General features: G+C 69.2%; 14 protein-coding genes. 4 read left to right on the forward strand and 10 right to left on the reverse strand.

Annotated features, from left to right (window positions below; all coding sequences use genetic code 11):
- Positions 1 to 32: 32 nt before the first annotated feature.
- From A176_RS29860 to A176_RS29875, 4 genes are all read right to left on the reverse strand, one after another.
- Positions 33 to 866 carry a hypothetical protein gene (locus A176_RS29860; RefSeq protein WP_002635575.1) on the reverse strand — a complete coding sequence of 278 codons (834 nt, stop codon included), beginning with the start codon at positions 864 to 866 and terminating at the stop codon, positions 33 to 35.
- Between the two features lie 90 nt (positions 867 to 956).
- The gene (locus tag A176_RS29865) at positions 957 to 1,340 is read right to left on the reverse strand and encodes a hypothetical protein (RefSeq protein ID WP_002635574.1); all 384 of its coding nucleotides are present in this window, start codon (positions 1,338 to 1,340) and stop codon (positions 957 to 959) included.
- Positions 1,341 to 1,400: 60 nt separating this feature from the next.
- Positions 1,401 to 2,603, reverse strand: a complete 1,203-nt coding sequence (fdhA, locus tag A176_RS29870; RefSeq protein ID WP_002635573.1) for a formaldehyde dehydrogenase, glutathione-independent — start codon at positions 2,601 to 2,603, stop codon at positions 1,401 to 1,403.
- A 261-nt stretch (positions 2,604 to 2,864) separates the two neighbouring features.
- Entirely contained in the window at positions 2,865 to 3,473 is a 609-nt protein-coding gene (locus tag A176_RS29875; RefSeq protein ID WP_002635571.1) for a nuclear transport factor 2 family protein, read from the reverse strand.
- A gap of 50 nt (positions 3,474 to 3,523) precedes the next feature.
- Here A176_RS29875 and A176_RS29880 point away from each other — a divergent pair, with 50 nt between their 5' ends.
- From A176_RS29880 to A176_RS29895, 3 genes are all read left to right on the forward strand, one after another.
- Entirely contained in the window at positions 3,524 to 4,300 is a 777-nt protein-coding gene (locus tag A176_RS29880) for an alpha/beta fold hydrolase (RefSeq protein WP_002635570.1), read from the forward strand.
- Between the two features lie 179 nt (positions 4,301 to 4,479).
- Positions 4,480 to 5,403 carry a DUF6310 domain-containing protein gene (locus A176_RS38360; RefSeq protein WP_082282950.1) on the forward strand — a complete coding sequence of 308 codons (924 nt, stop codon included), beginning with the start codon at positions 4,480 to 4,482 and terminating at the stop codon, positions 5,401 to 5,403.
- Complete coding sequence (locus A176_RS29895) at positions 5,400 to 6,155, forward strand: DUF5953 family protein (protein ID WP_044889432.1); 756 nt, start codon at positions 5,400 to 5,402, stop codon at positions 6,153 to 6,155. The genes A176_RS38360 and A176_RS29895 overlap by 4 nt, the downstream gene beginning before the upstream one ends.
- 100 nt (positions 6,156 to 6,255) lie before the next feature.
- Here A176_RS29895 and A176_RS40915 read toward each other — a convergent pair whose 3' ends face one another.
- From A176_RS40915 to A176_RS29925, 6 genes are all read right to left on the reverse strand, one after another.
- Entirely contained in the window at positions 6,256 to 8,436 is a 2,181-nt protein-coding gene (locus A176_RS40915) for a caspase family protein (RefSeq protein ID WP_002635567.1), read from the reverse strand.
- Between the two features lie 87 nt (positions 8,437 to 8,523).
- Positions 8,524 to 9,444, reverse strand: a complete 921-nt coding sequence (locus tag A176_RS29905) for a hypothetical protein (protein WP_002635566.1) — start codon at positions 9,442 to 9,444, stop codon at positions 8,524 to 8,526.
- Positions 9,444 to 12,203: a TonB family protein gene (locus tag A176_RS29910; RefSeq protein ID WP_002635565.1), complete on the reverse strand. Its 2,760-nt coding sequence runs from the start codon at positions 12,201 to 12,203 to the stop codon at positions 9,444 to 9,446. Before A176_RS29910 ends, A176_RS29905 begins: the two co-directional genes overlap by 1 nt.
- A gap of 142 nt (positions 12,204 to 12,345) precedes the next feature.
- Positions 12,346 to 13,143, reverse strand: a complete 798-nt coding sequence (locus A176_RS29915; protein WP_044889267.1) for an energy transducer TonB — start codon at positions 13,141 to 13,143, stop codon at positions 12,346 to 12,348.
- 16 nt (positions 13,144 to 13,159) lie between these two features.
- Positions 13,160 to 13,594, reverse strand: coding sequence for an ExbD/TolR family protein (locus tag A176_RS29920; protein WP_049872407.1), 435 nt, complete (start codon positions 13,592 to 13,594; stop codon positions 13,160 to 13,162).
- A 3-nt stretch (positions 13,595 to 13,597) separates the two neighbouring features.
- Positions 13,598 to 14,278 carry a MotA/TolQ/ExbB proton channel family protein gene (locus tag A176_RS29925; RefSeq protein WP_002638783.1) on the reverse strand — a complete coding sequence of 227 codons (681 nt, stop codon included), beginning with the start codon at positions 14,276 to 14,278 and terminating at the stop codon, positions 13,598 to 13,600.
- A gap of 113 nt (positions 14,279 to 14,391) precedes the next feature.
- On the opposite strand from A176_RS29925, the gene A176_RS29930 reads away from it, so the two are divergent.
- Positions 14,392 to 15,204, forward strand: a complete 813-nt coding sequence (locus tag A176_RS29930; RefSeq protein WP_044891098.1) for an SDR family oxidoreductase — start codon at positions 14,392 to 14,394, stop codon at positions 15,202 to 15,204.
- Positions 15,205 to 15,217: the final 13 nt, after the last annotated feature.

Here is a 15,217-nt window from a genome sequence, read left to right on the forward strand (position 1 = left end):
TCACGCGGACGAGACACCGCGAGGCGCTCGCCTCAGGGGAGTTTCAGCGTGCTGCCGTAATTCACGTCCCAGTCGGCGTGACCGACGATGTAGAGGTCCCCGCCCAGGCGCGGATCCAGGCCCAGGGGGCCGAGGTGCTCGACGTCGGGCGCGTCCTTGAGCTGGCTCAAGGGCCCCACGCCGAAGTGGCGACCCAGGCTCCAATCGGTGTCGTGCGCCATGGCGATGGTGCTGATGGGCGACGGGTACTCGCCTCCCGGCAGGATGTGAGGGCCATTGCCCGCGGTGCCCCCGAAGGGGTCGAACTCCATCCACCAACTCGCGGGAATCTGGCCACCGGTGCGAGCGCTGGCGGCCTCCGCCCACGCGACGTGCGCCGGCGAGCCGTAGTAGCCCTTGGCCTGCGACCACTCCTTGAAGGAGCCGTGGCCCGAGGCCCTCAGGTCATCCCCGTAGGCCTTCTCGTCGTCCGCGCGCTTCTCCGCCACCGCGCGGTCCAACTCGGCCTGGAGCTTCTCGGGAGGAATGCCCAGGTCCAGCGGCTTCACGCTGATTTCGATGTGGTGGCGCACCGACACGCCAAACGGCCCCTGGGTGACGCCCGTCTCCACCCGGATGGTCTTCTTGCCGGAGCCATCACGGCCCGCCTTCGCCGCCACCGACTGGGCGGACGCGGTGCCATCCAGGGACATGGGGCGCCGGGCGACCGCCTTCGCGAGGTCGAGCCCATCCAGGGCCTGGTAGGGATTCCGGAGGGCGTTCGATGACTGTCGCGCCGCGTCACCCGTGGAGCGACGAGCCGTGTCGCTCTCCGCGCGAATGGGGAGCCTCGGGGCGGACGGAACGGGCCTGGAAACCTTGGACATGGGGGCTCGGGGGGCATGCCCCAGGGCAGACTGCCCTGGTCTCCGGATTATCGGCCGGAGCCTCCGGAAGTTGACTGCCCCGACCCCGGGTTACGGCGATTCCTCTTCGTCGAACATCGGGATGACGACGGCCGAGTAGCGCGCCTCCGGAAGGTATCGAATCTCCAGTTCCATTCCGGGCACCAGTCGTCGGGCATGCTCGGGCCGCAGGGTTCGCTGCTGCACCAGCAGCCACGGCGTGCCGCTCTCCAGGTCGTCGACCTGGAACGTCATGAGGGTGGTGGGCTCGCGGTTGCGGTCCCGAACGCCAGGCTCGGCCTTCACCAGGCGCGCCCGGGCCCGCTGTCCCTGCGTCCACACGTTCACCCGCGTTCGACGCGCCCGTCGCAGGATGACGGCGGCGATGAGCGCCATGGCGCCAGCGAACGCGCCCAACGCGAGCGCCCACTCCATTCCGTTGTCATGGCCCAGCATGGTGGCCGGAGCCTACCGCCTGTGCGCGACCCGCGGGAGACTCCGAGCCAGCCACCCGTGTCACGCGGCTTTCTTCTTCAGCATCCCGTTCGGGTCGATGACGAACTTGCGCGCCACGCCCGTGTCGAACTCGTGGTAGCCGCGCGGCGCCTCGTCCAGGGAGATGACCGTCGCGTTGACCACCTTCGCGATGGGCAGCCGGCCGTGGAGGATGGCCTGCATCAACTGGCGGTTGTAACGCAGCACCGGTGTCTGGCCCGTGTAGAACCGATGCGACTTGGCCCAGCCCAGGCCGAAGCGCATGCGCAGGTTGCCGTGCTGCGCCGCCTCGTCCTTCGAGCCCGGGTCCTCCGTCACATACAACCCGGGAATGCCAATGGCGCCCGCGGCCCGCGTCACCGCCATCAGCGAGTTGAGCACCGTGGCGGGAGCCTCGGTCGAGTGCTGCGCGCCATGGCCTCGCGCCTCGAAGCCCACCGCGTCCACGGAGGCATCCACCTCCGGCACGCCCACCACGGCGGCGATCAGCTCCTCCAGCTTGTCGCTCTTCGTGAGGTCAATGGGCTCGAAGCCCACGGACTTCGCGTGCGCGAGCCGCTCCTTGTTCATGTCCCCCACCATCACCACCGCCGCGCCCAGCACGTGCGCGGACGCCGCCGCCGCGAGCCCCACCGGCCCCGCGCCCGCGACATACACGGTGGAGCCCACGCCCACGCCCGCCATGACGGCGCCGTGGAAGCCCGTGGGCAGGATGTCCGACAGCATGGTCAGGTCGAGAATCTTCTCCATCGCCTGGGCCTTGTCGGGGAAGCGGATGAGGTTGAAGTCCGCGTAGGGCACCATGACGTATTCCGCCTGTCCGCCCACCCAGCCGCCCATGTCCACGTAACCGTAGGCGCCGCCCGCGCGCCCCTCGTTGACGTTGAGGCAGACGCCCGTCTGCTGCTCGCGGCAGGTGCGGCAGCGGCCACAGGCGACGTTGAAGGGCACGGTGACGAGGTCACCGACGTTCAGGAACTCGACGTCCTTTCCCTTCTCGACGATTTCACCGGTGATTTCGTGCCCGAGCACCAGCCCCTTGGGCGCCGTCGTCCTTCCTCGCACCATGTGCTGGTCCGAGCCGCAGATGTTCGTGGAGACCACCTTGAGGATGACGCCGTGTTCGATGGGCTTTCCCTTCGGGTTGGCCAACTTCGGGTAATCGATGGACTTCACCTCGACCTTTCCAGGGCCGAGGTAGACGACGCCGTGATTGCTGGGCATGGGCGGAACCCTCCTGGAGCTGCGATGCCAGGATTAAGGCTGGGGACCCGCCCCGCCACCGGCACGCACCAGCACGAGCGCAACGAAGGGGGTGCCTTCTCGTCCGCTGGACAGGCTGCGCAGGGGGCACGCTGGTCAGCGCGCTCGCCCCGCCCCATCTTTCACGACGTGGCGCTTTGAGGAGCGGGAGTGAGGGCCACGACCCAGGTCCGAACCCATGGACCGTGGCCACCTCACTTCCATCCTCTTCCCCTGCGTCCGTTACTGCGTCTGCTTCGGCGCCTGCGTGGGCGGCGTATCCTGCGCGGGCACTCGGGCGGGAGGCACCTTCCCCACCGGCGTCTTCCTGGCGCGTCCGAGGTACCGCTCGATGCGCCGCTGCACGTCCGGCAGCACATCGTTGGGGATGGGGATGGACAGGTTGTACTGGGCAATCTTCCAGGCGCTGGCCTCCTTCACGAGCACGCCGCTGCCACGGGCGGGGCCCATGTTGGCCGTGTCCAGCGCCTCATCGAACCAGGCCACCGCGCCATCCTTCGAGAACGTGATGTGACGCGACACCGCCTTGAAGTTCCAGGCCTTGCCCTTGGCGAAGTACGGCTTGGCCCAGGCGCGGAACTCATCGCGCGTCCAGCGCTCGGTGGCGTCGGTGCCCAGGTAGACGGCGTCGTCGGTGAAGTGGCCGAAGTAGCGCGCCTCATCCGCCGCGGCAGCGGCCTGGTGCCAGTCGTCCAGTACGGCGGTGACCGCGGCCTTGGGGTCCGCGGGAGCGGTGTTCGCGGGAGCGGCGGCGAGCACGAAGAGCAACAGGGAAACGGTAGGCACGCGGAAGACCTCGTCAGGCAGGGCGTTCAAGGTATGAAGCGGCACGGCCCGCCCCGCGTCAAGGCGAACGGGGCGGAGAGAAAGGCACGAATCGCATGGTCCTCGAGAGCTTCCTGGTGGGTGAGGGCGATGTGCCCACGGTGATGCTGCACGGATTCCTGGGTACGGGGCGCAACCTGCGCTCGCTCGCGGCGGCGTGGAGCGCGGCGGACCCGAGCCGGCGCCTCCTGCTGCCGGACCTCACCGGCCACGGCACGTCCCCCGCACCGCAGTCGAATTCGGACCTCTACAGCATGGCCCGTGACGTGGTGGACACCGCGCGGGCGCAGGGCTTCGACGGTGCGTTCGATTGGGTGGGGCACTCCCTGGGCGGCCGCGTGTCGCTCGCGGCGAGCCTGCATGTCCCGGAGGCGGTCCGCAGGGTGTCGCTGTTGGACATCGCGCCGGGGCCCGTCCCGGGTGACTTGTCGGAGAGCGGGAAGGTGCTGGGCATCCTGCTCCAGGCACCGGCCCGGGCGGAGAACCGCCGGGCGATGCGCGCGGAGCTCACGGGGCGAGGGTTGTCGGAGCCGCTGTCGGACTGGCTGCTGATGAACCTGGTGACGACGGACAGCGGCGTGCAGTGGCGCTTCGACCGGCAGGCGCTGGCGGAGCTGCACTCGCGCGTGAATGGCACGGACCTATGGGCGGCGGTGGAGCGCAAGGACGGTCCCCCCACGCGCTGCCTCCGGGGTGACCGGTCCAAGTACGTGACGGACGCGGACGTGGAGCGCATGGTGGCCGCGGGCTGCCCGGTGGAACATCTCCCGGAGGCCGGCCACTTCGTCCATGTGGACGCGCCGAAGGAAGTGCTCGCATGGGTGATGCGCTGAGCGCTGGCTGAATCTGAAGGACTCGCCAGCCGCGCGCATCGACGGCGGCGCTGGCGCCCATGTCCAGCGTCGCGGGCAGACCGGAACGGGTGGCGCCGGGCACATATGTCATTGGCGGATGGTGATATGCGCTTGAGTCGAAAGACTGAAGCCCTCACCTTTGCTGAGAGGACATGGCCATGCGCTTCCGGATGTGCGGTGCCGTCTTTCTTCTGCTCATCTTCTCGGCCTGCGCTGCGACGGAGCCCATCCCGAAAGCGCCAGCAGTACGCAATCGGAGGGTTGCCAACCTGCAGCGAGCAGCGACGCTGCCCTGGCGGGATGGCGGGCACTGTGTTGTCCAGGAAGCCAGCCAACCCTGGCCCATTCTCGTGGAGCGATGCTATCGAGCCCTCGACCACGACCGGGTCGAATTTCACGACACGACGGGAAGCTGCGCGGTTGCCTCAGCGGGCGCCGCTGCCGTCGGCGTCGGGCTTTGCGTGCTGATGGCTCCTGAAATCGTCGTGGGAGCAGTCATCGTCCTTGGCGTGATGGTGGTCGCCGTCGCCATCAAGGAGGAACTGAAGGCGTATGAGCTGCGCCACCTTGCCCCCGAGGAAGCAGGAGCCACGAGAGGCACGAAGGCACTCCCCCAGGAAGCGCAAGCGCAACGCAAGCCCACACGAGAACCTGAGCCAGCAGGGCAGGACTGGCAGCCTCCGATTCCGCCTGCGACCGTGGACCGGCCGCGCCACGCCCGTTGCGAACCGGTTCCGGTGCCTCACCGTGGTGGGGACGACAAACACAACGAGTGCGCCGATACGTTTCCGCCGAACCGGTATCCCGGCAACGACGTACTCGTGAACGGCAAGCGTTTTGATGCACTGCAGGTTGGCGCGCGCGTCCTCTGGGAAATCAAGATCTACCAGTTTGAAACGTACAGTGACTTCCTGCGGGTTCGGGTGGTCGAGAACCAGGTGCTAGAGTTCCAGGAGGACCGTGACGTGGCGGCAGCGTGTGGCTATGGCTTCGCTGTCGGGGTGAGCAGTGCCGCGCACCAAGAAGCACTCCTGGAACAAGACCCCAGCCTTAGAATCGTCGTCACGGGATGCACACGATGACCACGCCACAGCGCCTGATTCTGACCGCCTATGCGCCAAACCTCGTGGGATCTGATGGCCGCACACTCGCCATCGTCCGGGGCATGGAACAGGCGCTGCCTGGCTTGCGCCTGGAATGGGAAGTAGGCGATGGAGGACAGCCCATCGAGTTACCGCACCGCGCGGCATGGCTCGCCGACGCCGCAACACGCGGACGGTTCCCACTCCTGTGCAACGGCGACGCGAGCTACCCCGTGACCGTCTCCGGGATGCGACGCTCCGCATCTGCGAGCCCTCGCGGCCAGCCACAGCTCCAAATCCACGCGAAGTTGCCGCTGGACGCGGCCGTCCGCGCGGCAGCGAAGGCCATGATTGAAGCCGTGGCGGAGGGCGCTCACGCCTTTTGGGGACATGCCACACCGGATGACGCCGCCCTGGACATCGCGCACCAGATAGCGCCCACGCTGGAAGGGCCACCAGCCCCACGCCGGGGTCTGCCCGCACTGAAGCTCTTCGATCGCGTCCGCGCGCCAGAGATTCCCTACTATCTCGGATGGCTGAACTACTGGTCGGCCGCCGCCGCGCGGGCCATCGGGTTTCCAGACGCGGCTCGCGATGCCGACCTGCTCTCTCGGGCGCGCCGTACGGAGACGGGCGGCTGGGTCGTGCAGCTCACGGAAGCGCCGCTCGACTTGGAAGACCCGGCCCACCTGGAAGCGCTCAAGCAAGCCTACGAGCGATTCCCTGAGATTGGCGCGCGCACGTCGCCTTGAACCGGGCCAAGAAGCATCCGTCTCCTGACCGCTGAGGCAAGCGGTGTCGGGCGGCATCGCCGCGAAGCGCGTATGCCCCGCCCGGCCACGCCGCCGACTGTCAGATGCGCACGCCCAGCAGCAGGCCCGGCCACATGCGGATGCCGCCGGGCCCCTTGCCGAGCTTCCACTGCGGCAACCAGCTCACGTTCCGGTCCTCGTCCTGGGACGAAGGGTCATACGCGTTGAGGGACACACCGCCGAAGAGCGCGAAGCGGCGGCGCAGCTCCCAGCCCAGCGTGGCGCGCATCCGGAACAGGGTGTTCTTGGGGCCCGAGCCATAGAAGTTCGGCTGCCAGCTCCCGTATGACAGGTCCACGTCCAGCGAGTAGCGGTCCGCCATGTCCAACGGGAAGTGCACCCCCAATCCCAGGTTGAGGAAGGTGCGCAGCGAGTCCTCGCCGATGCCCACGCCCGTGGTGGCCAGCACGTACACCGTCCGGCTCCCGTACTTGATGCCCACCGACAAAGGCATCACATCGTCGGCGGACAGCTCGAGCACGAAGCGCCCCTTGCGGACGATGCTCAGCAGCCCCAGGGGCACCGACACGTCATCGGCGATGTTGATGAGGCCCAACTGCACGCCGCGCACGTCGGCCGCCACGTTGATGAGGCCCACCTGCGCGCCCGTGACGTCGCCGGAGATGTTGATGAGCCCCACCTGCGCGCCCGCGAGCCGCTCCGCCAGGTTGATGCCCGCGGCCGCCTGGAAGCCCTGGAGGCTCGACGCGGCGCGGTTCGCGGTGATGCTCACCTGGAAGCCCTTGAAATCGCGCTCGGTCATGTTGAAGACGGCGGAGACCTGCCCGCCCGTCCCGCCGCCGAACGCGAGGTTCCCGCCGAACGCCGTCTGGAGTCCGAAAATCTCTCCGCCCGCCACGTTCGCCACGCCAGACACCTGGAACCCCTCCACCGTCCCATCCACCCAGCCCACGCCCGCGGAGGCGCCCAGCCCCTGGAGCTGCACCGAGCGCACGCCCAGCACGCCCAACGCCAGGTGGTTGCGCCCACCCCCGCCCTTGAGCGAGCCCGTGGCCAGCGGCGGCACCAGCGACAGGTTCAAGGGCACGGAGGGCACCTCCAACCGCGCCACCGGCTCTCCCGTGGACAGCGCCTCCGCCCGCACGCCCGTGCCACCCCGCGCCGCCGTGCGCGTCAACGTCACGGGCACGAAGTGCTCGGCGCGCAGCTCCGAGCCGCCCTTCGGAGACACCGTCAGCTCCGCCTCGAGGCGCTGCGAGGGCCGCTCCAGCACCACATGGTAACGCCCCGCCTCCAGCCCCAACGCCAGACGCCGGCCCGCGGGCTTCTGCAGCTCGGCGACGAGCTGGTTGCCCCAGTCCCGCACGAAGAGGCGCCCCTGCACGTCCTCCGCCACGGTGAGGCGCACGCGGGAGCTGCGCAGGTCCGTCAGCACCAGGTCGCCACTGCCCGCGAGCTGGATGTCGTAGGCGGCGTGCTGCGGCCCCCCTTGCGAGCGCTCCGTGCGCGCCAACGTTTCATGGAAGGCGAACTGGTAGGCCTCGTGCAACGTGACGCGGCCATCGCCGCTGGAGTCCGCTGCGCCGCGCAGCCCCGTCACCAGGAAGTGCGTGAAGAAGGACGCGCCGATGCTGTCCGACTCCTGCGCCACTTCATTCGCCGAGCTGGAGGCCAGGTACGCGTGGCCTCGCACCTGGGACGACGCATCCGTGAGGAAGCCGGGCCGGTGCACGCCGCCCTTGAAGCGCGTCAGCCCGCCGGAGCCACACGAATCCAGAATCGCGATGCGCACGTCCACGGGCACCGCGCGCAGGCCCTGCTTCAGCGCGTCGTAGGACAGCCGCTCACCGCGCGGCAGCAGGCCGTCTTCATCCGAATGCCCCGAGTAGTAGAGCACCAGCTCGCTGCGCACGCCCTCCGCGTTCGCGGTCTCCACCAGCACCCGCATCCGCTCCAGCGCCGCGAGCAGCCCCTTGCGGTCCGCCTCCAGCAGCAACACGCGGTCCGCCACCGCCACGCCGCCCAGCTCCTCCAGCACGCGTGACATGGCGAGCGCATCCGAGCCCGCGTAGCGCAGCCGCTCACGGCCCTCGCCGCCCTCACTGGAGCCCACGAGGAGCGCGAAGCGGCGCAGCGTCACCGCGGGCTCCGCCACCGGCTGCGTGGCCGCGGCGGACGCCTGCCCCCAGACGCCCAGGCACACGGCCGCCAGCAGCCCCGCCAGGCGGACCCATCCTCCCGCAGTGGTGCGTCCCATCATCCGCGTCCCGCCCCACGCGTCAGGCCCGGCCAGCCCCACGTGTGCCCCCTCGGCATATCTCGACTGATGTCCCGGCGCGAGCCCGGCTCAAGGACTCCAGAGGGCGCGGCGCACCACCCAGGAGCTGCCACCCCGGCCGTCGCGCACCACCACCCAGAACGTCACCTCTTGTGCCTGGGCACCCGACGGCGGCTCCCACTCCGTGCGGTGCCGGCCTTCCTGCCCGCCGAACGTCGAGCCGCCCGTCTCCTGCGGCGCGAACTCGCCCAGCGTCGTGTGCCACGACATCTCCCAGCTCTCGCGCAGCGTCACCGCCTCCAGCCGCAGGCCGGGCACCACGTAGGTCTCCTGAAGCCCCGTCACGTCGTCGGACGTCACCACGAAGGGCCCCGGGCCTCGCAGCTCCAGCGGCGTGTCCTCGGGCCAGGCCACGTCGTCCACGCGCAGGCCCGGGATGCGCGGCTGCACGTTGACCTGCATGCCCTCCACCGCCGGGCACCAGAAGACCATCAGCTTCTGCGCGTACACCACCTCGTCGCCCGCCTGCACGCGCAGCACCAGCGGCATGCGCAGGCCGCCCAGGCCCCGGTACGGGTCCAGCTCCTGGACGCGCTGGAGCAGCGGCACGTCCTCCGCCAGCGTGGATGCGCCAGGACGAACGTTGACCGCCAGCTCGCCCGCCAGGGTGGAGCCCTCCGACAGCAGCACCCGGTTGGCCGCGTTCTCACACCGCCGGTCCTCGGTGTCCGCGCAGGCCCACAGCGCGTACTGGATGGGACGGCCCTCCCCCTTCGGGTCCACCAGCAAGGTGCGGTACGTCACCTCCTCGGAGAGTTCATCCAGCGTCTGCGGCGTGATTTCACACGCGGACGCCATCAGCTCCGGTGGCTCCGTGGCGATGCCGAGCACGCGGAAGTCATGCACGCGCGAAGGCTGGTCCTCCACATCGACGCACGCGGTGGCGCCCAGCAACAACGCGAGGCCGCCGTACTTGAGCAGGGCCTTCATCAGAAGCTTCCTTTCACACCCACCACGGGGAGGATGGGAATGCCCGGCACCTCGTACTCGCGACGGAACCGGTAATCATTGAAGACGAATTCGACGTTCTTCGCGTTGTAGAGGTTCTGCACGTCGAGATACGCCGTGAGCGTCCAGTTCTGGAACTGGAAGCTCTTGTCCAAGCGCACGTCCAGTTGGTGGAAGCCGCCGGTGCGCGCGGAGAAGTAGGGGCCGAACGTCGCGTTGAAGCGGTTGCGGTCCGCGTCGTACACGTCGGCGCCGCCCGCCAGCGGCGTCATGGGCCGGCCGCTGGTGTAGCGGAAGCGTCCGCCCAGCTCCCAGCCGTTGCCCAGCACGTAGCTGGCCACCAGCGTGAGGATGTGCGTCTGGTCCCAGGGGCTGAGGCCATACGTCGAATCGTCGGGCACGGCGCCGCCACCGCCAAAGAGTCCTCCGCCCTGGGGCCGGGGCCCCGCGCGGCCGTCCTCGGCGCGGCTGAAGGTGTACGACAGCCAGCCGGACCACTTGTCCGTGGCGGAGGTCCGCTCCTTCTTCACCATCACCTCGACGCCGTACGCGCGGCCGATGCCGTCGTTGGAGTACGGCTGCGTGAAGACACCGCCGCCCTCGTTGGTGACCAGTTGGCCGGGCGCCACCACGTTGTTGAAGCGGCGGTTGAAGAAGCCGGTGACGTCCACGTTGAACGCGTCGGTGAAGCGGTGCTCCACGCCGAGGCTGCTCTGGAAGGCGCGCTGGTAGGAGAGGTTCGGGTTGCCGTACGGCATCGTGATGAAACGGAACGTCTCCGGCGGCTGGCTGTACAGACCCACCGAGCCCTTGAGGTTGGTGCGCGAGGTGGCCGTGTAACGGACCCACAACCGCGGGTCCAACGCCAGGTTCCGCGTGTTGCCCACCGACTGGAGGTTGCCGCGCACGCCCGGCGTGAAGGTGAAGCGCCCCAACTGCAGGTCGGCTTCCAGGAAGAGCGCGCCGTCGAAGGCGCTCAGGGCAATCTGCTCCTCCAACTGCTGGCCCACCGGCTCGGCTCCGGGGAAGGGCACGTACTCGATGCCGCGCGGCGCGGGGAACGCCACGTCGTAGCTCTCGTGCTCGAAGACGAGGTCCAGACCGGTGCGCACGGTGAGCATGGAGGACAGCTCGATGCCGAGCACCTCGCGGGCGCCCAACGTGTACGTCCTGCCCTCCTGCCGCGCGAGGCCGAAGTCGATGTTGCTGCGGTCCAGGCCGACGAAGGGCGTGAACACGGACCACATGTTGCCCTTGCGGTAGGTCCAGTCGCCCTTCACGCGGTGGAAGTTCGTGCGCGTGTCCAGCTCCAGGTCGCGCTCCGTCTCGGGGCCGGTGGACACGATGCGAAGCTGGTCATCGCTGCCGAAGGCCATGATGTAGCCGGAGCTGCGCGCGCCATTCGCCGTCACCTCCGGCTCATCGTTCGGCGTGCTCCGCTTCGCGCCGAAGTCCACGCGCACCTGGTAGTCCCAATAGCGCGGCACCACGGAGAGCGTGCCCCCCTCCGTCTGGGGGAGGACGGCGGGCAGAATCGTGTCGATGTACGAACGGCGCGCGGCCGCGGCCACGCTGATGCCGTCCGTAATCGGGCTCTCCAGGAAGAAGCCCGCGTCCAGCAGGTCCACCTTCACCGAGCCGTGCAGCGTGTCCGAGGCGCCCTTGCGCGTGCCCACCTCGACGATGCCGCCCACCGCGCGGCCGTACTGGCTGCCGTAGCCGCCCGGGTAGAAGTCGAGCTGGTCGATGAACTCGGCGTTGACCACCGAGGGGCCGCCGAGGAGGTGGAACAGGAGGGGGATTTCAACCCCGTCCATCATCGTCGCCGTCTGGCCCGGGTTCGAGCCACGGACCAACAACTCGCCGGAGATGAAGGGCGCGCGCGCCACGCCGGGCAGCGACTGGATGACGCGGATGGGGTCACCGAAGGAGCCCGGCGTCTTCTGCGCCTCCTCACGGGTGATGGTGCGGCGCACGACCTCCTTCTTCGGCCGCTCGGAGCGAATCACCGTCTCCAGGCCGCCGCCCGACGGCGCGAGGTAGAAGTTCACCTCCGTCGTCTCGTTCGGCCGCAGCTCCTCCTTCGTCTGGTAGAGCTGGAAGCCGGTGGCCACCACGCGCACTTCACAGACGCCCGCGGGCACCTCCAGCGTGAAGCGGCCGTCCTCGTCGGACATCACCTCGGGCGCATCCGGGTCGTCACCGCAGCGCACCGTGGCGTTGGGCACGCGCGAGCGGCTGCCGCGCGAGATGAGCTGGCCGGTGAGAACGGCCTTCGGCTGCGCGGCCTCCGCTTCCGACGCGCCCTCCTCCGGCTCCGGCGCGCTCAGGGTGAAGTGATAGACGTACTCCACCTGCACCGCGGCGGGCACGCCGTCGACCTCGGCGGGAGAGAAGCGGAACTGACGCACGGCCGCCATCGCCGCCTCGTCGAAGCCATTGCCCACGGGCTCGGTGGGCAGTACCTCCGCCACCGAGCCGTCATCCGCGATGGTGATGATGAGCTTCACCGACGCGGTGAGCCCCTGCGCCAGCGCTTCGGACGGATATTGCGCCTCCACCTGCTGCACCAGCTCGGGCGGCTTGGTGATGGTGGGCTGGGCCTGCGCCGGCGCGGCCGCATCCGCGGGAGGTGCGCCGGACTGTGGCGCCTGCGCGTGCACGGGCACCGCCAGCAGGAGCGATGCGGCGGCGAGCGCGCCTCGGGCTTTCAAGGTGGAGGACATGGCGTGTGCAAGCATACGGGTGAGGGGGTTCGCGCTCCCGCTGAAAGAGAGACGGAGCGAAGGCGAGGTGGAATCCCGGCGACGTCTGTGGGGAGGGGTGCCCCTGACATGCCGGGCACGCCCCCGCTCCGCCTCTCTTTCAGCGGCAGTGACGGCATCAATCGAGGAGGAAGGTGTAGGAGTACTTCATCTCCGTGGCGACGGGCTCGCCGCCCTTGATGGCGGGCTTGAAGCGGAAGCGGCGGATGGCGTCCCGCGCGGCTTCGTTGAGGCCGTAGCCGGGGCCCTTGAGAATCTTCACCGAGGACACCTTGCCCTCGTGGTCGATGGCGATGGACAGCGTGACGGTGCCCTCGACGCCCGCACGCCGCGCCTCCTCCGGATAGGGAATCTTCACTTCGGAGGCCACGGTGGGCTCGGAGTCCACCTGGTAGATGGGCGCGTACTTGGGCGCGCTGTAGCCCTTCACCTCCTTGGGGTCTGTGGCGGTGTTGCCCGTGCGGCCGTAGGCGGTGTTGCCCACGGGCGCGGCGAAGGAGCCCGCGCTGGTGGTGGACGACATCGTCATGCCCACCACGAGCGGCGGCGGCTTGGCCGACGGCTCCGGCGGCGGCGTGTCGTTGGGCGGCGGAGGCGCATTCACGGGCGGAGGCGGAAGCGGCCGAGGCGCCGCCGCGACCTTCACCGGAGGCGGCTTCACCGGTTTGGGCGGTGGGGGCTTGGGCTCCTCCGGCTTGGGCTCCTCGGGAGGCGGCGGGGGCGGCTTCCGCACCTCCACCATCACCATCTCCACCGGGCGCACGGGCGCGGGGCGCGAACGGTCCACGCCCTCGCCCAGCACCCAGAAACCGCCGACGTGAATCCCCAGCGAGACGAACAAGAAGACGCCCACCACGACCAACGATCGGTCGTGCGCGGGCGGCGTGGATGCAGTGTCGAGGACCGCCTGACTCATGCGCTGATGCCTCGCTTCAAGGCGCGGCGGCCGCGGCCGCGGGGGCTGCGTCCTTCTCGATGTTGAGCGCGAACTTCGCGATGCCCTGGCCCTTCACCACGTCGATGAGCCGCATCACGCGGCCGTAGGGCAGGGACTGGTCGGCGCTGATGATGGCGCGCGTCTCCTTGTCCTTGGCGATGGCCTCCACGACCTTGGCCTCCAGCTCCTTCTCCGTCACCTCGGTGCCGTCGAAGAAGAGCTTGCCCTCCTTGTCCAGCACCACGTTGACCAGGCCCTGCACCGTCTCACCGCCATTGGCGGCGCGGGGCAGGTCCACCTCCACCGTCTCGCGGACGATGAAGTTGGCCGTCACCATGAAGATGATGAGCAGCACCAGCACCACGTCCACCAGCGGCGTGACGTTGATGCCCGTGATTTCCTCGTCGTTGTCCTGCGCGCCGCCAGCCATGGACTAACGGGCCTCCGAGCGCAGGGTGCCCACCAGCGCGTAGCCCAGCGCATTGGCGCGGCTGGTGAGGGTCTTGAGCTGACGGCTGAAGACGTTGAAGGCCACCACGGCGGGAATCGCCACCGCCAACCCCACGGCCGTGGCGACGAGCGCCTCGGAGATGCCGGCCATGACGGTCTGCTGCATGCCGCCGCCACCGCCCTGGGCATTCATGTTCCCCAGGTCATGGAAGGCCTTGATGATGCCGAGCACCGTGCCGAACAGCCCGATGAAGGGCGCGTTGTTGCCCAGCGTGCCCAGGTACGACAGGAAGCGCTCGTAGCGCGGGCGCTCGCGCGACAGGGTGGACGCAATCACCTGCTCCACGGTGTCCGGGCCCTGGTCCGCGCACGCCAGCCCTTCGCGCAGGATGGCGGCCTCCATGCCCTGGCGGCCTTGGATGGCGGCCTTCACCGCGTCCAACTCACCGCGCGCCAGCCGCACCGCCAGCGCCTCCGAATCCGGCAGCCGGTGGCGGGCGAAGTACACCGTGCGCTCCAACATGATGGCGATGGAGAGCACCGACAGGCACACCAGCACCCACAGCACCCACTCGGCGGAGGTGAGCGTCACGCTCAGGAGCTTGGTGCTGAGCCACCCCAGTTGCTCGGGATGCGCCTGGGCGAGTACGGCGATGGACGGCATGGTGTCTTTCCCCTCGCGAAAACACGTTGGCGCGAACGGAACACCGGCCCCGAATTGAAGTGTCACCTGCCCGTCGGATTTTTTCCGGGCCCCTCTGACGGCGAGGGTCCAGAATGCGCGGCATGCGAGGAAAAACGGTGGTCGTCACGGGCGCTTCCGCGGGCATTGGCGAGGCACTGGCGGTGGTGCTGGCCGGACGCGGCGCCAACCTGGTGTTGGCGGCGCGCAACGAAGAGGCGCTCCAGCGGGTCAAGGCGCGGTGTGAAACCGCGGGCGGACGCGCGGTGGTGGTGCCCACGGATGTAGGCGACGCGGAGGCGTGCCACCACCTGGTGGACCGCGCCGTGGAGGCCTTCGGTGGCATCGACGTGCTCGTCAACAACGCAGGCGTGACGATGGACGCGCGCGTGGACGAGGTGAAGGACCTGGGCCTCTTCGAGCGGGTGATGCGCATCAACTACCTGGGCTCGGTGTACTGCACCTACCACGCCCTGCCCCACCTCAAGTCCCGGCGCGGGCTGGTGGTGGCCGTCTCGTCCCTCACGGGCAAGACGGGCGTGCCCAACCGCAGCGGCTACGCGGCCAGCAAACACGCCATGCACGGCTTCTTCGACTCGCTTCGCATCGAGCTGCGCGGCACCGGCGTGGACGTAACGGTGGTGTGCCCCGGCTTCGTCGCCACCAACATCCGCGACAGCGCCCTGGGCGCGGACGGCCAGCCCGTGCGGCAGAGCAAGCACAACGAGCGCGCGGGCGACAACATGGACGTGGACACCTGCGTGGCCATCATCCTGAAGGCCATGGACCAGCGCGAGCGCGAGGTGGTGATGACCACCAAGGCCCGCGTGGCCCAGTTCCTCAAGCTGGTGGCTCCCGGTCTGGTGGACCGCATCGCCGCGAAGACCATCCAGGACCGGCAGCGCTGAACCGCGCGTGAGG

Origin of the sequence: Myxococcus hansupus (assembly GCF_000280925.3) — a bacterium.
Taxonomy (GTDB): Bacteria; Myxococcota; Myxococcia; order Myxococcales; family Myxococcaceae; genus Myxococcus; species Myxococcus hansupus.